Annotated in this window: 21 protein-coding genes; 7 read left to right on the forward strand and 14 right to left on the reverse strand. The window is 69.1% G+C overall.

Translation table 11 applies throughout. The features are described from left to right. On the forward strand, positions 1-809 hold an 809-nt coding region (locus ABD172_RS13985; RefSeq protein ID WP_344310623.1), incomplete at its 5' end, for an HNH endonuclease signature motif containing protein. A 178-nt stretch (positions 810-987) separates the two neighbouring features. Here the strand turns inward: ABD172_RS13985 and ABD172_RS13990 are convergent. Continuing rightward, on the reverse strand, positions 988-1,548 hold the full coding sequence (locus ABD172_RS13990; protein ID WP_344310625.1) for a GNAT family N-acetyltransferase: 561 nt from the start codon (positions 1,546-1,548) through the stop codon (positions 988-990). 588 nt (positions 1,549-2,136) lie between these two features. Further along, a complete protein-coding gene (locus tag ABD172_RS13995) occupies positions 2,137-2,556 on the reverse strand; it encodes a hypothetical protein (RefSeq protein ID WP_344310627.1) in 420 nt (139 codons plus the stop codon). Positions 2,557-2,657: 101 nt separating this feature from the next. Here ABD172_RS13995 and ABD172_RS14000 point away from each other — a divergent pair, with 101 nt between their 5' ends. Next, on the forward strand, positions 2,658-3,140 hold the full coding sequence (locus tag ABD172_RS14000) for a GNAT family N-acetyltransferase (protein WP_344310629.1): 483 nt from the start codon (positions 2,658-2,660) through the stop codon (positions 3,138-3,140). An 80-nt stretch (positions 3,141-3,220) separates the two neighbouring features. Here the strand turns inward: ABD172_RS14000 and ABD172_RS14005 are convergent, their stop codons facing one another. After that, positions 3,221-3,679 carry a hypothetical protein gene (locus ABD172_RS14005; RefSeq protein ID WP_344310631.1) on the reverse strand — a complete coding sequence of 153 codons (459 nt, stop codon included), beginning with the start codon at positions 3,677-3,679 and terminating at the stop codon, positions 3,221-3,223. 82 nt (positions 3,680-3,761) lie between these two features. Here ABD172_RS14005 and ABD172_RS14010 point away from each other — a divergent pair, with 82 nt between their 5' ends. Further along, positions 3,762-4,553 (forward strand): glycerophosphodiester phosphodiesterase family protein, encoded by a 792-nt coding sequence (locus tag ABD172_RS14010; RefSeq protein WP_344310633.1) that lies wholly within the window; start codon positions 3,762-3,764, stop codon positions 4,551-4,553. Positions 4,554-4,622: 69 nt separating this feature from the next. Then, entirely contained in the window at positions 4,623-4,964 is a 342-nt protein-coding gene (locus ABD172_RS14015) for an RNA polymerase-binding protein RbpA (protein ID WP_344310635.1), read from the forward strand. A gap of 110 nt (positions 4,965-5,074) precedes the next feature. Here ABD172_RS14015 and ABD172_RS14020 read toward each other — a convergent pair whose 3' ends face one another. The 4 genes from ABD172_RS14020 to ABD172_RS14035 all read right to left on the reverse strand — a co-directional run bounded on the left by ABD172_RS14020 (position 5,075) and on the right by ABD172_RS14035 (position 8,524). Continuing rightward, complete coding sequence (locus ABD172_RS14020) at positions 5,075-5,587, reverse strand: hypothetical protein (protein WP_344310637.1); 513 nt, start codon at positions 5,585-5,587, stop codon at positions 5,075-5,077. Between the two features lie 52 nt (positions 5,588-5,639). Continuing rightward, positions 5,640-6,101 (reverse strand): hypothetical protein, encoded by a 462-nt coding sequence (locus ABD172_RS14025; protein WP_344310639.1) that lies wholly within the window; start codon positions 6,099-6,101, stop codon positions 5,640-5,642. Positions 6,102-6,280: 179 nt separating this feature from the next. Then, complete coding sequence (locus ABD172_RS14030) at positions 6,281-7,030, reverse strand: polyprenol monophosphomannose synthase (RefSeq protein ID WP_344310640.1); 750 nt, start codon at positions 7,028-7,030, stop codon at positions 6,281-6,283. A 420-nt stretch (positions 7,031-7,450) separates the two neighbouring features. After that, positions 7,451-8,524: a metal-dependent hydrolase gene (locus ABD172_RS14035; RefSeq protein WP_344310642.1), complete on the reverse strand. Its 1,074-nt coding sequence runs from the start codon at positions 8,522-8,524 to the stop codon at positions 7,451-7,453. 32 nt (positions 8,525-8,556) lie between these two features. Between ABD172_RS14035 and ABD172_RS14040 the strand changes: the two genes are divergently transcribed. Together ABD172_RS14040 and secA2 are read left to right on the forward strand one after the other, a co-directional pair. Then, positions 8,557-10,353, forward strand: a complete 1,797-nt coding sequence (locus ABD172_RS14040; protein ID WP_344310644.1) for a 5'-3' exonuclease H3TH domain-containing protein — start codon at positions 8,557-8,559, stop codon at positions 10,351-10,353. Between the two features lie 118 nt (positions 10,354-10,471). Further along, on the forward strand, positions 10,472-12,742 hold the full coding sequence (secA2, locus tag ABD172_RS14045; protein WP_344310646.1) for an accessory Sec system translocase SecA2: 2,271 nt from the start codon (positions 10,472-10,474) through the stop codon (positions 12,740-12,742). Between the two features lie 34 nt (positions 12,743-12,776). On the opposite strand, the gene ABD172_RS14050 is transcribed toward secA2, so the two are convergent. The 5 genes from ABD172_RS14050 to ABD172_RS14070 form a co-directional block, all read right to left on the reverse strand. Next, on the reverse strand, positions 12,777-15,506 hold the full coding sequence (locus tag ABD172_RS14050) for a DEAD/DEAH box helicase (RefSeq protein WP_344310648.1): 2,730 nt from the start codon (positions 15,504-15,506) through the stop codon (positions 12,777-12,779). A gap of 20 nt (positions 15,507-15,526) precedes the next feature. Next, on the reverse strand, positions 15,527-16,339 hold the full coding sequence (gene tatC, locus ABD172_RS14055) for a twin-arginine translocase subunit TatC (RefSeq protein WP_344310650.1): 813 nt from the start codon (positions 16,337-16,339) through the stop codon (positions 15,527-15,529). 23 nt (positions 16,340-16,362) lie between these two features. Beyond that, positions 16,363-16,656 (reverse strand): Sec-independent protein translocase subunit TatA, encoded by a 294-nt coding sequence (gene tatA / locus ABD172_RS14060; RefSeq protein WP_344310652.1) that lies wholly within the window; start codon positions 16,654-16,656, stop codon positions 16,363-16,365. Between the two features lie 117 nt (positions 16,657-16,773). Beyond that, positions 16,774-17,712 carry a WYL domain-containing transcriptional regulator gene (locus tag ABD172_RS14065; RefSeq protein WP_344310654.1) on the reverse strand — a complete coding sequence of 313 codons (939 nt, stop codon included), beginning with the start codon at positions 17,710-17,712 and terminating at the stop codon, positions 16,774-16,776. Then, complete coding sequence (locus ABD172_RS14070; RefSeq protein WP_344310656.1) at positions 17,702-18,769, reverse strand: helix-turn-helix transcriptional regulator; 1,068 nt, start codon at positions 18,767-18,769, stop codon at positions 17,702-17,704. Before ABD172_RS14070 ends, ABD172_RS14065 begins: the two co-directional genes overlap by 11 nt. A gap of 107 nt (positions 18,770-18,876) precedes the next feature. On the opposite strand from ABD172_RS14070, the gene ABD172_RS14075 reads away from it, so the two are divergent. After that, the gene (locus ABD172_RS14075; RefSeq protein ID WP_344310658.1) at positions 18,877-20,016 is read left to right on the forward strand and encodes a DUF3866 family protein; all 1,140 of its coding nucleotides are present in this window, start codon (positions 18,877-18,879) and stop codon (positions 20,014-20,016) included. Positions 20,017-20,192: 176 nt separating this feature from the next. On the opposite strand, the gene ABD172_RS14080 is transcribed toward ABD172_RS14075, so the two are convergent. Both ABD172_RS14080 and ABD172_RS14085 read right to left on the reverse strand, forming a co-directional pair. Next, positions 20,193-20,567, reverse strand: a complete 375-nt coding sequence (locus ABD172_RS14080; protein WP_344310660.1) for an FKBP-type peptidyl-prolyl cis-trans isomerase — start codon at positions 20,565-20,567, stop codon at positions 20,193-20,195. A gap of 68 nt (positions 20,568-20,635) precedes the next feature. After that, positions 20,636-21,595 carry an FKBP-type peptidyl-prolyl cis-trans isomerase gene (locus ABD172_RS14085; RefSeq protein WP_344310662.1) on the reverse strand — a complete coding sequence of 320 codons (960 nt, stop codon included), beginning with the start codon at positions 21,593-21,595 and terminating at the stop codon, positions 20,636-20,638. Positions 21,596-21,687 lie beyond the last annotated feature (92 nt).

A 21,687-nucleotide genomic window follows, 5' to 3' on the forward strand; every position in this document is an offset into this window, starting at 1 on the left:
GGGATTATCTGCGGAATCAGGCGCAGGTGGTGGTGACGGTCCCGTACCTGAGCCTCTTCGGAGAAGGAAACCTGTCCGGGGTGTTCCCGGACGGATCCCCGGTCCCCGCGGAAGTCGCCAGGATCCTCGCCGGTCACTCGAGAACCCTCACCCGGATGCTCACGGACCCGGCAACTGGCACACCGATCGATGCGAGAGCGAAGAAGTACGCGATTCCTCCGGATGTGAGAGCGGCACTCATCCAGAAGTGGAGGTACTGCACCGCGCCGGGATGCACGAGGCAGGCCGCGCGATCGGAGATGGACCACATACGCGAGTACAACCACGAGAACCCGGACTCCGGTGGGTTGACCGTGTTCGAGAACCTGCACCCGCTGTGTAAGCGTCATCATCAGGCGAAGACCGACAGGAGACTGCGTGTGTCAGCGACCCCGGACGGGGGAGTGCGCTGGGTCCTGCCCTACGGGAACGAGGTGACGGTGTTCCCTCCGGGGGATCCGGTGGAGGTGATGCACGCGGAAGAGTTCCGACGACTGACCAACGGCGGTGACGACTCCAACGGCGATCCCGGCGGGGGTGACGATTCTGGAAACGGCGGCGGGGGTGACGATTCCGGGAACGGCGGTGCCGGTCGTGGTCCTGCCGGCCCCGGCGAGAACGGCCCCGGTCCCGTTGGCGGCGCGGTCGACCGCATCTCTACCGCCGATCGCGGCAGCAATGCCGGTCGTGGAGTCGGTCATGGAGGATCATCGGCCGCCGTCGCGGTCCGGCACTCCGGCGGGTTCGATGACGAACCGCCGCCGTTCTGACGACTTCGACGGTTCTCGTCTGCACGATGCGGCAGTACCGGGCCGTCTCGTCCCGCAGAAAGGCGCGGAACCCGCAACCTTGTGCCCGCAGCTACAGGCTCGGTTGCCTGCGCACCGCGAGCCATTCGGTCCCGAGCAGCGGTGTGGTTTCGGGGAAGTGGCGTGTGGAAGAGCAGCCTCAGTCGCGACGTGATTCACGAGGTAGCACGGAACGTGTCATGAAGACATCGACAGCGTCCGCAGAGTCCACGACGAAACCGTGTGCGGCATATAGCTTCTGAGCGCGGCTGCCGACGAGTACGTTGAGCCGTACAGGAAGGCCCTTGGCGTCCGCCTCGTCGATGAGGATATCGAGTACCTCCGTGCCGATACCGCGCCCGTGCAGCTCGTCTGCAAGATAGAAATGCTCGAGCCAGAACTCGTTCCCATCGGGCCGCAGGGCAACGCATCTCGCGAGCCGACTGTCGACGTCGATGATTCGAGTGTGTTCTGCGGTGAAGTGATCCCGCAGCCTCTGACGCACCGCTTCGCCGTTGTACCGCCCGAGTCGTTCCAGGTCCGGGCGCAGGACCCGCGCTCGGAGTTCGGCGATGTCTTCGATGTCGTCCGATGTAGAGGGGCGGAAAGTCCACGCTTTCACGCACGGGTCCTGAATCGTCATGTTCTGAGCGTGCTGGTACAGGGTTTCGTCCGTGTGGCGGTACTGGACGAGTTCGGTCAACCCGTGAGGAGTGCTCATCAGAACTGATACTTAACATAATGTATATTATCGGCGTAATGACAGAACGGGGAGGCGGATGGCTCGCGCGCTGTTCGTCGGCGTTCAGGGCGCCTGCGGTCTCGAGGAGAAATGTGTGCACGCGAACTTACTGCTTCTGGACCAGTGGAATCACGTCGCCCGGATCAGCTCTGGCGGACGCCGGTGTGTTGTTCCGACCGCCCGGCAGACAGTTTCGACCGTCGCGTTGACGGCAGGCTCGGATCACGCACGAAATTACTGGTCGGCTTCGCCGTGGTTCGTCTCGGCTCGCCGCCGGGGCTCGCTCCTCGGTGCTGCGGTCGGGACGGCGCTGCCCTCATGTGGCGACCCGCGACGTGAGGCGTGTGATTCCTCAGTGTGATCCTGCCGGTGTGCCGAGGGTGTTGACCTGGGCGTCGAGTTGGTTTCCCTGCGTACGAGGGGTTCGCTGCCGCTCCCCTGGACGGGATTCTTCGACGGCTGTACTTGACATAATATCGCCCCACTGCGCCGTCGCCATGCCCCGAGGATCCTTCAACGAGCGAACACGCCCTCACAGCCGACCCGAGAATCCGGTCTCCAGCCCTCTTACTCGCCCTGCCCGGTGATCTGCCGCTTGAGCTCACGTGACAACGGTCCCGTCACACTCCCGGGCTTCCCGTCGCGCACCGCGGCGATGAAGTCGTCGAGAGTCTGAGCGGACTGCACTCCCGCCCGCTGCAGGGCGATGCCGACGTGCATCTGGAAGAACGCCGATTTCTTGCCCTTCGGGTCCTCCCGAAGATGCCGGGCGAGGTGATAGAGCAGCTCATCGGGACCGAGAACGAACGGTGGCGGGTCGAACCTCTCCCCCGCGCTCCACCGCTCCCCCAGCTCCGCGACGACGGCCTTTCCGGCCTCGAGGTGCTCGCCGAGGGCCGCATAGGGATAGTCGTCCTCCCAGAAGTTCCGGAGAAGCTCCTCGGTGGGCAGGGGGGACACGGAGGCGCGCATGCGTTCGGAAGTCACCGGGCCATCTTAGTGAGAACGGGCCCTCCTCATGTGACCGGTCCGTGCTGGGGAGTCTCGCGCGAAACCCGCGGGAAAACCCTTCTCACTACGCTGCTGCCATGACCACGACCCTCACGATCGTCGAAGATCCGCTCGACTCCCCCGTCGTCCGCGATTTCCTCCTCACCCACCTCACCGAGATGCGCGGCACGACCTCGCTCGAGAGCTCGCACGCCCTCGACCTCGACGGGCTGCGCGCGCCCGACATCACCGTGTTCACCGCATGGGACGCGGACGAGCGCGGCGCCGACGCGCTGCTCGGCACGGCCGCCCTCAAACGGCACGATGCGCACCTCACGGAGCTCAAGTCCATGCGTATCGCACCCGAGGCGCGCGGCCGTGGGCTCTCGCATCGCCTTCTCGATCGTCTCGTCGCCGAGGCGCGATCCACCGGGCACATCGTGATGAAACTCGAGACGGGCACCCAGGACTACTTCATCCCCGCTCGCGCCGCCTACACGCGCTACGGATTCACCGAGTGCGAACCGTTCGGGCAGTACCGGGTCGACCCGAGCAGCGTGTACATGGAACTCGCACTCTGATCGCACGTGCGCGAGCGGCGTGAATGCGCCGGTGGCCCCGTCCCGAGGACAGGGCCACCGCCGGCGTGAGTACGCGGGTGTTACTTGCGCAGCAGCTTCCGCGCCTGCGTCGCACCCTTCGACACGGTGCTCTGCGCGAAGCCGAACACCTTCTCGACCTTGCCGCTCTGCACAGCATCGGTGATGAGTCCATTGACGCCGCCGAGCACCTTGTTGATCGTGTTCTCGGTCCAATCGACCGGTCCGCCCGGCGCTGCGGCCCTCCCGGCCTGTTCACGCGCCTTCGCTCGCAGGTTCTCGCTCTCGGTGCGGGCGCGATCAGAGTAGGTGCGCGCCTTCGTGAGCGGGTCGCCCGGGAGTGACTCGGCGGTGGACCTCAGCTTCTCGGAACCGTCCTTGACGGTGCTCGTCGCGAAGTCCTTGATCCCCGCACCGGCGCCGGTGACGGTCTGCGCGGCCGCACGGATCTTCTCGGACGTGCTCCGACGGGTGGAGTCGTACACCTCGGTGGGTTCGATCGGCTCTCGTGGTTCGGTCATGACGGGCTCCGTTTCTCGCGGGGCGGTTGCCTGGCTCACATCCCACTCTAGCCCGGCCCCCTGTGTGTCGTAGCCTGACACCATGCCCCGCACCCCGTCATTCCCGGAGTATTCGCAGGTCGTCGGCCGGCCCGCCGAGTGCGTCGTCGCCCACCGCGGCGGCCGTTGGTCCGGACTCACCGAGAACACTCTCGAGGCGTTCGCCGCTGCGGTCGACCTCGGCCTGCCGTGGATCGAGACGGATGTGCATGCCTCACGGGACGGTGTGCTCTACGCCTTCCACGACGACCGCCTCGACCGGATCGCCGGACACGACCTCGCGATCGGCGACTTGGACGCCGCCACGATCGACACGCTCGAACTCCCCGGGGGCACCCGCATCCCCCGGTTCGCACAGGTCCTCGTGGAGTTCCCGGAGACGTCCTTCAACATCGACGTCAAGGCCGACCGGTCCATCGCCTCCACGGTGCGCACGCTGCGCTCCACCGGAGCCGAGGCGCGGGTGCGGGTGGCATCGTTCTCCAGCCGGCGCCTCGGCACCCTGCGCAGCGCCCTGCCGGGCGTGCGGACGTCCGCCGGGACGGCGGAGATCGCAGCGTTTCTCCTCGGACGAACCACGATCGCGCGGCGTTTTCATCCGAGCGTCGACTGCCTCCAGGTGCCGGTCCGGGAGGGGGTGGTGCCGGTCGTGACGGCCGCGACCGTGCGCGCGGCCCACGCGGCCGGGCTCGAGGTCCACGTGTGGACGGTGAATGAGGAGTCGGAGATGGAACGACTCCTCCGGCTGGGTGTCGACGTGCTCGTCACCGACGAGCCGCGCCTCGCGCTCGAGGTCACGTCCCGCGTGGCGTCCGGGAATGGACGCACCCGTTAGACTGTTGTATTCGTCCGGACTGTCCCTTCGGGGACGCTCATCCCGTCATCGACCGGAAGGTAACACCCCATGAGTGAACGCAGCCTGCGCGGGACCCAGCTGGGATCCCGCAGTCTCGAATCCGAGGCGGGAGTCGAACCGGCACCGCGCCAGCTCATCGAATACGTCTGCGAGGACGGCCACCGCTTCACGGTCCCGTTCTCAGTCGAGGCGGACATCCCCGCGACCTGGGATTCCGGCACCCACGGAATCGGTGAGCGCGTCGGCATCGAGAAGCCCGAGGAGGAAGAGGGCAAGCACGTCCGTACCCACTGGGACATGCTGCTCGAGCGCCGCTCCTTCGAGGAACTCGAGGTGCTCCTCGACGAGCGTCTCAAGATCCGCCGCGGAGAGCTTCCGCCGCAGGTGTGAGCACCGCTCCCCCGGCGTGAGTCTCTCGAGGACCGACCCCGCCGAGGACCACCGACAGTGCGGCCCCGTTCGTCAGGAACGGGGCCGTCGTGCATTCATCACGCGGCCCTTCAGAGACGTGCAATGAGAGCGGCCACCATCACGATCCCCCAGACGAGCATGAGGCACACGGTCGTGAGGAATGCCCACCAGAAGGTGCGGCGGAGCGTCGTCTCGGGGCCCGGGTGCAGGATCTCGGTCACCCGGAGCCTCCGCCCGTAGTGCGTCAGGTGCGCGGCTTCGGCCTCCTCGCGCACGCGGGCGAACTCCGTCGCACGGCGCCCCATCGGGTTGAAGAGCGATCCGAGCCCGCGATAGAGCACGGTGACACCCAGGTATCCGAGGAATGCGACGGCCATGACGACCATGTACGTGAGGACTCCCCCACGGCCGGGGTCCAGGACACGGATGGTCAGGCACCCGAGCCCGCCGAACGCGAGGCACGCCACGGCCGCGGTGGACGTGAGCACACCGGCGTGGAACTGGCGGTAGTACTCGGCCAGGAGCTCGTCGAGTGGACGGCGGGGGTGCATGTCCCGCGGTAACCGCGGTGTCGGGCGGCGCTGCGGCTCTGCCGCGTGCATGGTGGGTCTCCTCCGGTACGGGCGTGCTGCTGAGAGGCTCGGGAGGAACCCCTCAGATCGGATAGGTGGCGACAACGTACACCGTGAGGACGATGCCCCAGAGGAACAGGGTGGCGGCGCCTCCGAAGATCGTCGCCAGCGCCACGGTGTAGGTGCGGCGTTCGGTTCCCCGCCGCAGGACGTCCGCATAGGTGAGCCGACGCCCGTACACCCGGAGGTGTACAGCTTCCGCCTGCGCCACCTCGGCCTTGAGGCGCAGGCGGTCCGCGGGCGCCCCGAAGTACGTCTCCCGGCTCGCCAGTGCCACCGTCACAGGTGCAGCCACTGCGATGAGTGTGGCGATGAGGACGAGGACCGCGCCGCCGAGACCGACCATGTCCGCCATGAGAAGCACGATGAAGGTGAGAACACCGGCGCCCGTGACGAAGAGGCAGACGGCGAAAAGAACGATGAATCGGAGCCGTTGAAGGCCCAGTGCCGCGACGCTGTCGTCGAGCGGATGACGGGGTCGCATATCCCGGGGCAACGGGGACGCACTCGAGTGGGTGTGAACCTGCAGAGGTTCGCCGGGCTCCACGGTGCGACCGGAAGGCGAGGGCGGAATCGAACTCATGCCCTCAGTATCGACGACGAGCAGGCCGTCGCGTTACCGCGCGGCGTACCGGTCCGGTGACACGACTCCACGTCCGGGCCTCAGCTCCGGCCGGGCAACAGCCTCATCACCTGGGCCAGCCGGCGTTCGAGCCCCCACTTCGCGACCCGGACGACGGCCTCCTTGATGATGTCCCCGCTCATCTTCGACTCGCCGAGCTCGCGTTCGACGAAGACGATCGGGATCTCCACGATCGTGAACCCGGCGTCCCGGACCCGGCGCGTCATGTCGACCTGGAAGCTGTACCCGCGGCTCTCGATCCCCTCGAGGTCGAGGGCGCGGAGCACCTCGGCGCGGTAGGCACGGAATCCCGCGGTCGCATCGTGCACGCCGAGTCCCATGAGGACATTCACATAGATGTTCGCGCCGCGCGAGAGGACCAGGCGGTTCCGCGGCCAGTTCACGACGGCACCGCCGGGAACCCAGCGTGCCCCGATCGCGAGGTCGGCGCGTCCGTCCTCGACCGCGGAGAGCAACTGCGGGAGGTCCTTCGCGCGGTGGGAGCCGTCGGCGTCCATCTCGCAGATGATCCCGTACCCGTGCGGGCTCTCGAGCGCCCACCGGAATCCGGCGACGTAGGCGGCGCCCAGGCCGGCCTTCTCCGTGCGGTGCAGGACATGGATGCGCGGGTCCGCCTCGGCCTGCTCCGCGGCCCACTCCCCCGTGCCGTCCGGGGAGGCGTCGTCGACGACGAGGACGTGCGCTTCGGGGACATGGCGGTGGATCGACGCGAGCGTGACGGGCAGGGACTCGCGTTCGTTGTACGTGGGAATGACGAGGAGAGTGAGCACCGGACCAGCCTAGAGGACGGCACTCCCGCGAAGGACGAACGGCAGGGCGCGGGACACTCGGGTCCCACGGCAGCGGGACGCCCGGTCCCATGGCACACCTTCGGGCAAAAAATGGACCCGGCACCACGACCACCTTCGGACCTCGTGGCTGCGACGGCCGCGCGGGCCGTCTGGGAGTCGCCGGAGAACCGGTGACTGCCACGAGTTTTCTATTGGTGAGTGGTGCCGGGTCGCATCCCCCTGGCGGAAGATGTCGCTACGAACATACAGGCGCGTTCGGAGCGAGCAAAATCCCCAGTGACCTGGCGTGATGACCGTCTCCCCAGGTGAGGAGGTACATCTCACGCATACGAAAAGTTCGACCGGAATTCGCCTCGGGCGTGTCGTGCGCGGCGGGCGGAAGGGCCGATGACGTGGGGCTCAGCCGAGGACGCGCGTCCCCTGCACCCACACGCTGCGCAACTGCGGCAGCTTTTGCGGGTCGGACAGATCCGGGAGCCCCGGGGTACCGGAGCGCGGGTCGGTGCTCCACGCGGCCAGGCGCTCATCGGCGACCTGGACGACGAGGTCCGCGGCGACCCAGCGGTTCATCGACGCCGAGGCGCCCGGCGCCAGCACACCACCGTCGAACCGGCCGACGGCACGGTGGGCGAACCGGGTGACGGCGTTGAACGCGGCACGTGCCGAGACTCCGTCGCCGGGCCCGAAGACCGCGGCGGAGAGAGTCGACCACGGGCTCTCGACGTCGAGGGCGAAGGTGATCTGCGCGCCTGCGGAGAAGAGCGCGGCGAGCGGCAGGCCGTGAGCCTTCGGATCGAGCGTGAGCGGGACGCCCGAGGCGGCGAGCACGTCCACCGCCTCGGTGGGAATCCCGGATCCCAGTAGTACGCGGTATCCGGAGCGCTGGAAGTGCGTGCGCACGGAGGCGTCGCCGAGCAGATCGAGGAGTGCCCCGAGGTCGGCATCCGTGTCGACGAGGACGAAAACGGGTCGTGCCGGAAGCGCGGACCGATCGAGCGCGGCGACCGGCGCGGCGAGCCGGGAGTCTGCTCCGGCGTCGGTCGGTACTCCCTCCGCTCCGTTCTCCGAGGCGCCTGCGAGGACGTACGCGACGGTCTCGAACCCGGCCGGCGCATCGGCGGTGAAGGTCGCGACGGCCTCGGGGGTGCCGATCACGTGAGCACCGACGATGCCGCGCGACACGAGCGCGCCGGCGGTCGTGCCCGCCGTGGCGGCGCCCTCCCGCAGATCGAGGCCCGCGGCGACGAACCCGGGGGCGACGAAGTCCTCCCCGAGATCGACGTGGTCGCCGGCGATCTCCGCGGCCGCCTCGTCGGACCCGACCCAGGTGACCGTCGGCCCGTCGAAGGCGATCGCGGTCGCGAAGGGATCGACGCTGCTGTAGACGTCACCGGAGCACAGGACGGTGGCACCCGGGACCGAGGGTGCGGAGGCGACGGGCGTGTCGGGGGAATCAGTCGGCGTGGAAGTCACGCGAAGAGTATTCCACCGATAGGCTGGCCCGCGTGAATTCTCCTCTCGTCGTGCTCGACACACCCGCGCTCTACTACCGGTCGTTCTACGCTCTGCCGGACACCGTCCGGAACGCCTCCGGAATGCCGGTGAACGCGATCCGCGGTGTGCTCGACACCGTCGCGACGCTCATGCAGGACCTCGGGTCCACACGCGTGATCGCGGCGATGGACGCGGACTGGCGGCCGGCATTCCGCACCGCGATCGTCCCCGAGTACAAGGCCGCGCGGGTCACCGACCACGAACGCGGTACGGAGACGCCGGAGCTCCTCGAACCCCAGGTCCCGGTCCTCACCGAACTCCTCCGCCTCGCCGGGATCCCCATCGCCTCGATCGACGGGACCGAGGCGGACGACGTCATCGCCTCGATCGTCGCGCAGCATGCCGGAACCACTCGGGAGGCAGGCACCACGCAGGATTCAGGCACCACGCAGGATTCAGGCACCACCGAGGTCGTCATCGTCTCCCCCGACCGCGATCTGCTCTCCCTCCTCGGCCCGGACCGCAGCGCGAGCGTGTACCGCCCGAGGAAGGGCGGGGTGTGGGAACGCGTCACACATGCGGATCTGCCCGCGCTCTACGGGGTGGAGGGCGGCACCCAGTACCGGATGCTCGCGGCGCTCCGGGGTGATCCCTCGGACGGACTGGCGGGAGTGCCGGGCATCGGGGAGAAGACCGCCGCGAAACTCCTCGCCGGGTACGGCGACCTCGAACAGATCTTCGGCGCCGCGCGGGCCTCGCTCTCGAGCCACGGCCTCTCCCCCAGGCGCCGGGAGAACATCCTCGCCCACGAGGACCTCGTCCGCCGCACCTTCGAGGTGATGACGTGCCGGGAGGACCTGCCCGTCGAGGCGGTCGTCACCGCCGCGGACGACGTCCCGGACCACACCGACACGGCGGGGTTCACCTCACTCGCGCAGCAGCACGCGGTCGACCGCAGCGCCGGGCGGCTCCTCGCCGCGCTCGACCGGACGGCACGGGACGCAGCGGTGGCGGGAGCGGCCGGGCCGGCACGCGGTGGGCCCGGACGAGGCGGGCCGGCACGAGGCGGGCCGGCACGCGGTGGGCCGGCGGGCGCCTCGGCGTATCCGGGAGCACTCCCCTGGCCCGCCGGACCGGTCTACGGATTCGACCTCGAGACGACCGGCGTGAACCCCTTCGAGGCGCGGATCGTCTCCGCTGCGCTCGTCCCCTTCGAGAACGGTCGCCCCGCCCCGGCGCGCGAGTGGCTCCTCGACCCGGGCGTGTCCATTCCCGAAGCCGCGATCGCCGTCCACGGCATCACGAACGCGCGAGTGCGTGCCGAGGGCACACCCGCGGCCGCCGGTGTCGCGGAGATCCTCGACGCCCTCGCCGCTGTTCGTGACGCCGGCGGCGTGATCGTCGGCCACAACATCGTGTACGACCTCACGGTCCTCCGGGCCGAGGCGCTGCGGACCGGGCAGTCCCGCGCGGCCGAGGACGTCGTCGGCGCCGTCGTCGACACCCTCGTCATCGACAAACAGGTCGACACGTACCGGAAGGGCTCGCGGGTGCTCACGGCTCTCGCCGCGCGGTGGGGCGTCGAACTCCTCGACGCCCACGACGCGACCGCGGACGCGATCGCCGCGACCGCCGTCGCCCTCGCGATCGCCACCCAGGTGCCCGAAGTCGGTCGGATGGACGCGGCCGCGCTCCACGCGGCGCAGATCGGGTGGAAGCGCGACCAGGCGGCCTCGTTCCAGGCGTACCTGCGGGCGAAACGCGACCCCCACGCGGTCATCAGCGGCAGCTGGCCCTTCGAGGGCTGAAACCCCGATTCGCTCGCTCCGCTGTGCCCGCCCGCCCCTGAGTGACTCCTGCACGGGGGTCCTCCGCGGCGAACCTATGCTTGAGACGACCGACACACCGACACAAGGATGACGTTCCATGGGATTCTTCGCCCGACTGCTCAATCGACCCGGCACCGGGGCGGACAAGCAACTCGCGTGGTTGCACAGGTCCTGGGCCGAGCTCGACACGCGGGGTGAGAACTATGCAGCACTCGACGACGCCGCGCTCACCGCGGAGGCGGCGAGGATCTTCGACACCGGCGACCGGCGGGAGCAACTGCTGAGCTACGTCGCACTCGCACGGGAGGCCGCAGAGCGCGCCCTCGGTGAGCGCCCCTACCGGTCCCAGGTCATCGGCCTCGTCGGTCTCCTCGAGGGCAATGTCATCGAGATGTTCACGGGCGAGGGCAAGACCCTCGTCGGCGCGATTGCCGCTGCCGGCTACGCACTCCAGGGACGGCGCGTGCACGTCGTGAGTGTCAACGACTACCTCGCCGAACGCGACAGCGCATGGATGGAACCGCTGTTCGACCTCCTCGGTGTCGAGGTCGGCGCGATCTCCGCGAGCGACTCCGAGGAGGCCCGGCGGGAGACCTACCGCCGGGAGGTCGTGTACGCCTCGGTCACCGAGGTCGGCTTCGACGTCCTCCGCGACCGCTTCGCCCTCGACGACGCCCACATCCGCGTCGGCGACCGCGACGTCGTCCTCGTCGACGAAGCGGACTCCGTCCTCATCGACGAGGCGCGCGTGCCCCTCGTTCTCGCCGGTTCGTCGACCCTCGAGGACGCGAACGAGGAGATGGCCGCCCTCGTCGAGACCCTCTCCCCCGGTACGCATTACCGGGTGAGTGACGACCGTCGCGCGGTCTCCCTCACCGACGAGGGCATCGAGGAGGTCGAACAGCGCCTCGAGGTCGACCTCTTCGGCGAGGACTCCGACGTCCTCGCCGCCGTGAATCTCGCCCTCTATGCGAAGGCACTCGTCCACCGCGACGTCGACTACCTCGTCGTCGACGGCCGGATCAAGCTCATCTCCGAGTCCCGGGGACGCATCGCCGACCTCCAGCGGTGGCCCGACGGTCTCCAGGCGGCGGTCGAGGCGAAGGAGAAGCTGCAGACCACCGAGAGCGGAGAGATCCTCGACCAGATGACGGTCGAGGAACTCATCCACGGGTACACGACCGTCTGCGGCATGACCGGCACCGCACTCGCGGTCGGCGACGACCTCCGCGAGTTCTACGAACTCGAGATCGTGCCCGTCGAACCGAATGAGAAGGTCGTCCGCGTCGACGAACCCGATCGTCTGTACACGTACCAGGAATCGAAGGAACGCGCGATCGTCGAGGAGGTCGTCACCGCGCACGCGACAGGACGACCGATCCTCATCGGGACCCGGTCCGTCGCCGAGAGCGAGTCCCTCGCCGAGCGCCTGCGGGCCCGTGGTATCGAGTGCGCGGTCCTCAACGCGAAGGACGAGTCCGCGGAGGCGGAGATCATCTCCCACGCCGGTGAATCCGGTGCCGTCACGGTCTCCACCCAGATGGCCGGCCGCGGCACCGACATCCGTCTCGACGAGGACGCGGCCGCCGCCGGTGGTCTCCTCGTCATCGGTGCCGGCCGGTACCCGTCCTCCCGTCTCGACGACCAGCTCCGCGGCCGTGCGGGCCGCCAGGGCGATCCCGGGTCCTCGGTGTTCTTCACCTCGCTCGAGGACGAACTCATGACCCGGGTCCCCGAGGCCCAGCGGTTCAAGGAGGAGGGCGACGAGACCGGCTTCATCGCCTCGAAGCGCGCCGCGCAGCTCGTGGAGCACGCCCAGCGCATGTCCGAGGGCGAGAACACCGCGGTCCACCGCGACACCTGGCGTTTCAACCAGCTCATGAGCCGGCAGCGCGAGGTCGTGCTCCGTCGTCGTGCCGCCGTCCGCACCGAGAACGAGGGCCTCGCCGAGGTGCAGGAGGGGCTCGGCGATCGGTGGGCCGAGATCGTCGACGCGGTCGGCGAGGACACGGCCGCCGAAGCGGTGAGGGACCTCCTCCTCTTCGAGGTCGATCAGCGGTGGGTCGAGCACCTCGCGTTCCTCAACGACCTCCGTGAGGGCATCCACCTGCGGACCCTCGCGCGGGAGAAGCCGCACGAGGCGTTCAACACCGAATCGATCCGCGCCTTCCACACCTTCTGGGACGACGTTCTCGCGTCCGCGGTCGAGGTCGCGAAGGACGCCGAGTTCACGGCCGGCGGCATCGACCTGCCGGCGCACGGGCTCAAGCGACCCTCGTCGACGTGGACCTACCTCACGACCGACTCGACGTTCGGTTCGGACATCGAGAGCTTCGTCAAGCGCGTCGGGCGGTCGGTGAACGGCTGAGGGCCGGACGCGGGCCGTACCCGGCCGCGCTCCCTCAGTCCGCGACGACGCCGCGGCGGATCGCCTCGGCGGCCCGGCGGATGACGACAGCGGTCTCCGGGCGGCACACGTCGGACACCTGGCCGAGGAGATCGAGAGTCTGCTTCGTCCAACGCACGAAGTCGCCGGCGGCGATGTCGGTCCGGCCGAGTGCCCGGCTCAGGCTCGCACCCTCCGCCCAGCGGAACATCGCACCGACGAGGCCCGGATCCGGTTCGGGTGTCGTCGGCAGCCGGGCGTCGTCCTCCACCCGGTAGAGGTTCTGCCACATCGTGTGGAGTTCCCCGACGGCGGCCTCGAGGCTCGCGGTCGGGTACCGCATCCGGCCGAGCCCCTCGGCGCGCCGTGCCTCGTACACGAGGCACGAGGCGAAGGCCGCGACCTCGGGCTCGGAGAGCACGTCCCACATACCTGCGCGGACCGTCATCGCCGTGAGGAGATCGCGTTCCCCGTAGATACGGCGGAGGATCCGGCTGTCATCGGGCAGGAAACCGAGGGTCGTGAGCACGTCCTGGACGCGGACGAAGACCTTCGCGATCGAGGACGTCCGGCCCTCGATCTGGCGGGTGAGGGCCGCTCCCTCCTTCATGAGCTTCGAGGCGCGATTCGCCCACCGCGCGTGGATCTCCCGGTCGGGGCACGCATGGCACGGATGTGCGCGCAACTGTTCGCGGACGATCTCGATCTCGTCGGTCTGCACCTTCGGCCCGCGTGAGGACTTCCGGGCCGCACCGGTCGAGGCCGACACCCGCCCCGATTCGAGCGCGTCGTGGAGGGACGCGAGAAGATTCCGGCGTTCCTTCGCCTGGCGGTGGTTGAAGTTCTTCGGCACCTTGATGCGGCCGAGTTCCTGCGCCGGAGCGGTGACCTCGTGCGGGCGCAGGTGCCAGACCTTCCCCTGGTCCGTGAGCACCGAGGGCAGACGGGTGACGCCGTCCCGGTTCTGCATGGGAGCGATGACGACGGCCGGTCCGGACACGCGGGAACCGGGAAGGGTGACGACGTCCCCGGGACGGAGTGCGCCGAGCGACTCGACGATCTCCTTCTGCTTGAGCCGGGACCGCGACCGGCCTGCCCGTTTTTCCATGTCCGAGAGGGTCTGGCGGAGCTGCGCGTACTCGTAGAAGTCGCCCCGCTCGCACTCCATCGACTTCCGGTAGCCGGCGAGGGCCTCCTCGTTCTTCCGCACCCGTCGGGCGAGTTCGACGACGCCCTTGTCCGCCTGGAACTGGGCGAAGGAGGTCTCGAGCACCTTCTCGGCGTCCTCCCGCGTCATCCGCGCGAGGAGGTTCGCCGTCATGTTGTACGTGGGCGTGAACCGGCTGCGCAGTGCGTACGTGCGCTTCGACGCGAGCGAGGCGATGTCCCCGAGCTCGATGCTCGGATGCCACACGACGACCGAATGCCCCTCGACGTCGATGCCGCGACGGCCGGCGCGCCCGGTGAGCTGGGTGAACTCCCCCGGCGTGATCTGTACGTGGGACTCGCCGTTGAACTTCGTGAGCTTCTCGAGCACGACGGTGCGTGCAGGCATGTTGACACCGAGAGCGAGGGTCTCCGTGGCGAAGACGACCCGGAGGTACCCCTCCTTGAAGAGTTCCTCAACGAGTTCCTTGAACACCGGGATGAGGCCCGCATGGTGGGCGCCGAACCCCTGGACGAGGCCCGCCTGGAAGGAGTGGAATCCGAGGACGGAGAGGTCCTCCCCGTCGAGTTCCTCCGCGAGGGCGTCGATGCGTTCGAGGATGTGGGTCTTCTCCTCGCGGGTGGTGAGATCGACGCCTGCGGTGAGGCACTGCTCGACCGCGTCGTCGCACCCGTTGCGGGAGAAGATGAAGAAGATCGCGGGCAGGAGGTTCGCCTCGGCGAGTTCCCGGATGATCGTCGTCCGGGAGGGACGACGGAAGCGGAGGTTCACTCCGCGCCGGCGGTCGCGCTGCGAACCACCCCGCCCGGTGAAGGGGCGGATCCGGGACTGGAGTTCCCGGTTGATCCGATCCGAGCCGGCCGAGCCCGTACCTCCGGAAGAGCGGGCGGAACCGGGCTCGAAGAGCGGGAAGAGCTCGGTGCCGACACTCACGTGGTTGTGGAGCGGGACGGGCCGGTGCTCGGAGACGATGACGTCCGTGCTGCCGCGGACTTCCCCCAACCAGGCGCCGAACTCCTCGGCGTTCGACACGGTCGCGGACAGGCTCACGAGGGCGACGTGCGCCGGGAGGTGGATGATGACTTCCTCCCAGACCGGACCGCGAAAACGGTCGCCCAGGTAGTGGACCTCGTCGAGGACGACGTACCCGAGGCTCGTGAGATCGGTGCCGGAATAGATCATGTTCCGCAGCACCTCGGTCGTCATGACGACGATCTGGGCATCGCGGTTGATCGTGGTGTCACCGGTGAGGAGACCGACGCGCGAGGTGCCGTAGTGCTCGCACAGCTCCTGGTACTTCTGATTGCTCAGCGCCTTGATGGGAGCCGTGTAGAAGACCCGGACGTCCTGGGCGTCCGCGAGGGCGACGGCGAACTCGGCGACGACCGTCTTGCCGGCTCCGGTGGGAGCCGCGACGAGGACCGACTTCCCGGCCTGGAGCGACTTGCACGCCCGGATCTGGAAGTCGTCGAGCCCGTAGTCGAGGGAGAGCCGGAAGGTCTCGAAGGGGGACTCCATCTCCGCTGCACGTGCCCGAAAGGATGCGTAGGCCTGCGACGGCGAGAGCTGTTCGTCCATGTGGAGAGAGTCTAGTCGCGTCAGTCGTCCTCGAGATCCGCCGGGTCCACCCAGGTCCCCTCCGCGATCATCCGCTTCTTCCGGCGGCGGTCACCGAGGAAGCAGAGGACCCACGCGAGGAGGAAGAGGAGGGCCATCGGGATGACGAGGAAGAACATCGACAGTGCATCGGGGGCCGGCGAGGCGATCGCGGCGAACACGAAGATGAGGACGATGATCCACCGCCACGACTTCCGGATCATGTCCGCCGAGAGGATCCCGAGCATGTTGAGGGCGACGAGCAGTACGGGGAGCACGAAGGCGATCCCGAAGGTGACGATGATGATCATGACGAAGGACAGGTAGTCCTGCGCCGGGATGATGTTCGTCGACCCCTCGGGGGTGAACGAGGTGAGCGCGGTGACCGCGTTCGGCAGGGCGAACCACGCGAGGGCCGCTCCCCCGAGGAACAACGGGATCGCGGCGAACATGAAACCGACCGCGTACTTCCGCTCCTGCTTCGTGAGGCCCGGGACGATGAACGCCCACACCTGCCACAGCCACACCGGGGAGGAGACGAGCACGCCGATGAACAACGACACCTTGAGCTTCATGTCGAACGGCGAGGCGACCGAGGCGAAGTTCACCTCGGCGGTGCGGCCCTCCTCGAGCGAGATCGACTCGATGGGGGCCTGGAGCAGTGCGAGCACGGGGTCGTAGAGGAACCAGCCGACGACGCCGCCGAGCACGAGCGCCACCGCGGCGACGATCGCACGGTTGCGCAGCTCGAGGAGGTGCCCCGTGAGGGGCATGCGCTTGTCGGGGTTCCGGGTGCGCTTCTGGTTCTTCTTCATGGGGGAAGGCGGAGCGACCACCGTCAGTTCTGGCGGCGGTCGGAGCCCTCGGCGGACTGCGGCTGTGCGGACTGCTGCTGCGCGGAGTCGGTGTGCGGGTCGGCGGCCTGCGTCCCGGTGGCCGGAGCGTCGGTGATCTCCTTGGGTGCCGAACGGCTCTCGTCGTCGTTCTGCAGGTCCTTGACCTCGGACTTGAAGATCTTGAGCGACTTGCCGACGTTCTTGGCGATCATCGGGAGCTTCGGGGCACCGAACAGGAGGAGGATGACCACGAGGAGGATGATGATCGTCACCGGTGAGTCGAAGAGGCGTCCCATTTCAGTCCTTCGGTAGATAACGTGACGGTTCATTCTAGACCCCGGACCTCCGCGCGGGGACCCGGTCAGGCCCCGGGCCGGCACCGGCCGCGGATCGTTCACCGGATGTTCAGACGCTCAGGAATGGAGCGCCAGGGTGTCCTCCACCGTCGACAGTGCGCCCCGGATCCAGCTGTCCGGCTCCACCGCGCGGACGTGCGCGCCGTGCCGCAGCATCAGGCCGCTGAACCACTCCTGGGAATACGCGGTGAAAGTCGCCCGCACGGCTCCCGAACCGTCGACGTCGGTCTCGAGCACCGCCCCCGGGATCTCCTCGGCGATCCACGCCCCCGCGGGGTCGAAGGTCACATGCACGGTCTCTCCCGGGGAGTCGTGCGCGTCCGGCGTGTCCTGCCGGGGCGAGGTGCCGGCCGGTGCCGGTGGCGCCTCGGGTGCGGGGACCGCGCTCCGCAGGTTCTCCACGAGGAAGGTCCGCTCGCCCTGTGCCGTGTGGCACCAGGCGTCGATCCGCAGGCCACCGACGAGGCGGAGTGCCCGCGGCACGATCACGCGCCGGGTCACCTCGTCGCGGGACGGCACGTAGTACTCGATCGCGAGGCCGGAGCCCTCCCGCAGGGCCCGCCGGATCGCCGGGGCCATGTCCTCCGGCAGGCGGGGGGCACTCACCGCGACCGCGTCCGAGGCACCCGCCGCCGCCTGGATCTTCGCGCGCACCCGGCGCACGACTTCCTCCTCGTCCCCGGCGACGGACTCGAGGTAGTCGAGGGCGAGGACGAGAGCGGCACCCTCCTCCGGTGACAGGCGGGCCGGGAGCGACACGAGGTCGGCATTGCTCAGATAGATGCCGTCCGACTCCCAGTCGATGTCGATGAGGTCGTCGGGCATCCCACCGGGAAGACCGGTGAGCGTGAGGAGTTCGAGGTCCTTCTCGAGGGTCTCGGGGTCGACGTCGAAACGGGCGGCGGTCTCCGCGAGGTCCGCGCCGGGATTGCGCAGGAGGTACGGGACGAGCCCGAGGAGTCGGGGCATCCGGTCGAGTGCCTTCTCATCGGCCATGGCGGTCACTCTCCTGTTCGTTCGGAGCGGGTGAGTCCCCGCCGAGCGCAGCGAGGCGGTCCCGGACGGCCCCGAGGTGCGCCCGGTGGGCCTCGCGGACGTGCGCGGGAGCGAGCACCTCGACGCTCGGGCCGAAGACGGCCAGCCGGGCCGGCAGCCCGTCGAGCGCCCAGACCCGGAGGGTCACGAGGTCCCGACCGAGCGCATCGGTACCCGCCGCGGTTCCCTCGCGCCGCAGGGGGTCGGCCCGACCGGGCGCGATCGCGAGGGTGACGGTCGTGAGGTCCTCGCCTTCGGTAGTGCCGCCCTCCCCGGCCGCGGTGCCGGTTCCCGGGAACACCGACCGCGCGTCGAATCCGGCGGGCACCTCGTAGTCGCCGTCCCTCGTTCCGCGCAGCCGCGAGAACCCGCCCTCGATGCGTGAGAGCCGGAAGTTCCGGACGTCCGCGCGGTCGAGGTCGTAGCCGACGAGGTACGCCCGGTCCGCCCGGCTGTGGACCCCGTAGGGCTGCACGCGGCGTTGCTCCGGGGCCGCCCCCGGCTTCCGGTACGTGAAGGTGACGGTGCGGCGGGCGCGGACCTGTGCGAGCGCCTCGGAGAAGGCCGGGGTCGCGAACACGCCCTGAGGAACCCCCGGTTCCGTCGTCGGCGCGAGGTCGTGGCCGAGCCCGCGGAGCTTGTGCAGGGCGTTCTGGGCGTCCCGGCCGAGCGCCGTGCCCTGCCAGAAGTTCTGCGCGATCGAGAGGACCCAGGCCTCCTCGGGCGTGAGGTCGATCTCCGGGAGCGCGTAGTCCTCGTCGGTGATCCGGTACCCGTAGGCGGACCGACCGGGTTCGTGGATGTCGTCCCAGTCCGTCGTGCTGATCTCGATGCCGAGTTCGCGCAGCGCGTCCTTGTCCCGGGAGAACTGTCGGTCGAACGCGTCGTCGGAGAGATCCCGGTAGTCGACGATCGCCCGGCGGAGGTCGTCCCGGTCCACCCAGCCCCGCGCCGCACGCAGGGCGAAGAGCAGGTTCATCAGGCGTTCCGTCTGTCGACGCTGCTTGCTCACGGTCACGGGCAATAACGTACTACGCCGAGCGCGGCCGGGACCGACCCGGACCGTCCGGGATCGTGCGGGGCGGTGCGGGATCGTCACGGGCCCTTCCCGGGTACGGTGAGGGCATGATCCATTGGCGTACAGCGACAGTTGAGTCCGTCCGATCCGAGTGGCCCGGGGTCCGGGAGGTGTGGGCGCGGCTCGACACGCCGCTGCCCGGGCGGGAGGACGCGGGCGAACCCGTCCGTGCCCTCGCGTACACCGACCTCGTCGGCACCCCGGAGGTCGGCGATGCGCTCGTCCTCAATGTCTCCGCGCTCGCACGCGGGCTCGGGACCGGCGGTTTCGCCCTCGTCGTCGCCCTCCCGGAGGCACTCCCGGCCGACCCGGCCCCGGGCCCCGGTCACCTCGTGAAGGACCGCTACTCCCCCACCCAGACCATGGTCCTCGGCATCGACGACCAGGAGTCCGAGCACCACGGCGTGCTCGCCCGGGCCCGGTCGATCGAGGAGATGCCCGTCGTCGTCGCGGATCTCCACTCCGCGCTCCCGGCTGTGCTCGCGGGTCTGCGGGCCGAGGCACCGGACGCCCGGGTCGTCTACGTCATGACCGACGGCGCCGCGCTCCCCCTGCCGTTCTCCCGCGCGGTCGCGGGGCTGAAGGAAGCCGGGTGGCTCACCGGCACGATCACCGTCGGGCAGGCCTGGGGCGGGGACCACGAGGCGGTCACGGTGCACTCGGCACTCCTCGCCGCGAAACACGTGCTCGGGGCGGATGTCGTCGTCGTGTCCCAGGGCCCGGGGAACCTCGGGACGGGGACGCCCTTCGGCTTCTCCGGCATGGTCGTCGGTGACCACCTCAACGCCGTCGGTGCGCTCGAGGGAGTTCCCGTCGCCCTGCCCCGGATGTCGAACGCGGACCTCCGGGGGCGTCATGCAGGAATCTCCCATCACACCCTCACCGCGGTGGGGCGCGGTGCGCTCGTCACGTGCCGGGTACCCCTCCCCGATTTCTCCACGCTCGCGGACGCCGAACGCGCGCAGTGCGCCGCGGATCCCGTGGAGATCGTCGACCTCGTCCGTGCGCAGAAGGCGGCCCTCGCGCATCACGCGTTCGCCGAGATCGACCTCACCGGCCTGTGGGAGGCGCTCGGTGCCTCGCCGGTGACGCTCTCGACGATGGGCCGCGGCCTCACCGAGGATCCCGCCTCGTTCCTCGCCGCCGCCGCGACCGGACGGTACGTCGCGACACTGTTGGGCGACTGAGCAGTGGGCGACTGAGCGATGGGCGACTGAGCAGTGGGCGACTGAGCAGTGGGCGACTGACCAGCGCGCACGGCCCGGCGCCGCGGCCCGCGCCCCGGGTACGACGAAGGGCACCGACTCCGACGGTTGTGGAGTGGGTGCCCGTCGCTCTTCCGCGCAGAGGCGTCGGCGTCCGGTCAGCCGATGCCCTCGAGATCACAGACGAACACGAGTGTCTCGCCCGGTGCGATGGTGCCGGGGACACCGCGGTCACCGTACGCCATCGAGGACGGGATGCGGAGGGTGCGACGTCCGCCGACCTTCATGCCCTGGACGCCCTGGTCCCAGCCGGAGATGACCATGCCGACGCCGAGCTGGAAACGCAGCGGGGTGCCGCGGTTCCACGAGGAGTCGAACTCCTCACCGGTCGAGTGGGCGACGCCCACGTAGTGCACGGACACGATGTCGCCGGCCTTCGCCTCGGCTCCGGTTCCGATCTCGTTGTCGACGATCTCGAGCTCGACGGGCGGGGTGTCGCCGGGGAACTCGACCTCGGGCTTGCTCTTGGCCATGTGCGGTACCTGCTTCCGGGTTGGTGATGGATGAGTCGTCGACGGACGGCCGAGGACCTGTGCGGCCCTCAGTTCACCGCCGAGAGGATGTCGATGACGAAGACGAGCGTCGCATTGCCCGGGATGTTCGGCGGCGAGCCCGCCTCACCGTACCCGAGCGACGGCGGGATGACGACGAGGAGCTGCGATCCGACGGTCTGTCCGACGAGCGCCTGATTCCAGCCGTCGATGACGGGGGCGGAACCGACCGGGGTGACGGAGAACGGCTCACCACGGTCCCAGCTGTTGTCGAAGGGTTCCGAGGCGTCGTCCCACAGCCAGCCGGAGTAGTGGACACTCACGGTGTCGCCCTCGGCGATCGTCGCACCCTCGCCCTTGATCGTCGGGTGCACCTGGAGATCGGTGGGTGCGGTGCCCTCCGGCTGCGAGATGGTCGGCTTGCCGGACTCCTCGAGAGTGACCGTCGGCATGCCCGGGACCGGGTCCTGCGGCTGGCCCTCGGCGCGTTCGAGGGGCTTCGGCACGTCCTTCGCATCGGTGACGTCGACGACGTACACGAGGGTCTCGGTCGGGCTGCCCTGCGCCGCGGAGCCGTTGAGGGTCATGAGGACGCGGCTGCCGACCGGCACGCCGAGGAGCGCGTCGTAGAGGCCCTGGTTGATCTGCGAGGTGTCCAACGGGAAGCCGGAGGGGGTTCCGAGGTCGTAGGACGACTCGATGGCCTCCCCGGTCGTTCCGGAGAACATACTCATGTGGGCGGTCACCTGCTGTCCGTCGGCGACCTCCGGTCCCGTCCCCTCGGAGATGACCTTCGACACCGTTTCCGCGACGACGAGGGGGGCTTCGAAGGTGACGGTGGGCTTCGCGGTCGGTTCGCCCTCGACGGTGATGTCGTCGATCGAGGTCGACTTGGCGTCCTCGGTGGAGATCGCGGTCGGGTCCGACTGCGCCCCCTCGTCGGTGCTGCCGCATCCCGTGAGGAGGACGACGGCGACGGCGAGTGCGCTGAGCGCAGTGGAACGGAGCACGTTTCCTTCTTTCGCTGTGGCTCTGATCTGCGGAGGTGGTCCCGCAGTGGCGCTGTGGTGCCGGTGGTTCACGGACCGGTCCCGTGGTTCGC

This window comes from Brevibacterium samyangense (assembly GCF_039529845.1).
In the GTDB taxonomy this organism is placed as follows: Bacteria; Actinomycetota; Actinomycetes; order Actinomycetales; family Brevibacteriaceae; genus Brevibacterium; species Brevibacterium samyangense.

Bases quoted from the DNA above. Each gene is read 5' to 3' on its own strand.
- ABD172_RS13990 (WP_344310625.1), bottom strand. From the start codon at position 1,548: ATGAGCACTCCTCACGGGTTGACCGAACTCGTCCAGTACCGCCACACG.
- ABD172_RS14000 (WP_344310629.1), top strand. From the start codon at position 2,658: ATGACCACGACCCTCACGATCGTCGAAGATCCGCTCGACTCCCCCGTC.
- ABD172_RS14005 (WP_344310631.1), bottom strand. From the start codon at position 3,679: ATGACCGAACCACGAGAGCCGATCGAACCCACCGAGGTGTACGACTCC.
- ABD172_RS14010 (WP_344310633.1), top strand. From the start codon at position 3,762: ATGCCCCGCACCCCGTCATTCCCGGAGTATTCGCAGGTCGTCGGCCGG.
- ABD172_RS14015 (WP_344310635.1), top strand. From the start codon at position 4,623: ATGAGTGAACGCAGCCTGCGCGGGACCCAGCTGGGATCCCGCAGTCTC.
- ABD172_RS14020 (WP_344310637.1), bottom strand. From the start codon at position 5,587: ATGCACGCGGCAGAGCCGCAGCGCCGCCCGACACCGCGGTTACCGCGG.
- ABD172_RS14025 (WP_344310639.1), bottom strand. From the start codon at position 6,101: ATGCGACCCCGTCATCCGCTCGACGACAGCGTCGCGGCACTGGGCCTT.
- secA2 (WP_344310646.1), top strand. From the start codon at position 10,472: ATGGGATTCTTCGCCCGACTGCTCAATCGACCCGGCACCGGGGCGGAC.
- ABD172_RS14050 (WP_344310648.1), bottom strand. From the start codon at position 15,506: ATGGACGAACAGCTCTCGCCGTCGCAGGCCTACGCATCCTTTCGGGCA.
- tatC (WP_344310650.1), bottom strand. From the start codon at position 16,339: ATGAAGAAGAACCAGAAGCGCACCCGGAACCCCGACAAGCGCATGCCC.
- tatA (WP_344310652.1), bottom strand. From the start codon at position 16,656: ATGGGACGCCTCTTCGACTCACCGGTGACGATCATCATCCTCCTCGTG.
- ABD172_RS14065 (WP_344310654.1), bottom strand. From the start codon at position 17,712: ATGGCCGATGAGAAGGCACTCGACCGGATGCCCCGACTCCTCGGGCTC.
- ABD172_RS14075 (WP_344310658.1), top strand. From the start codon at position 18,877: ATGATCCATTGGCGTACAGCGACAGTTGAGTCCGTCCGATCCGAGTGG.
- ABD172_RS14080 (WP_344310660.1), bottom strand. From the start codon at position 20,567: ATGGCCAAGAGCAAGCCCGAGGTCGAGTTCCCCGGCGACACCCCGCCC.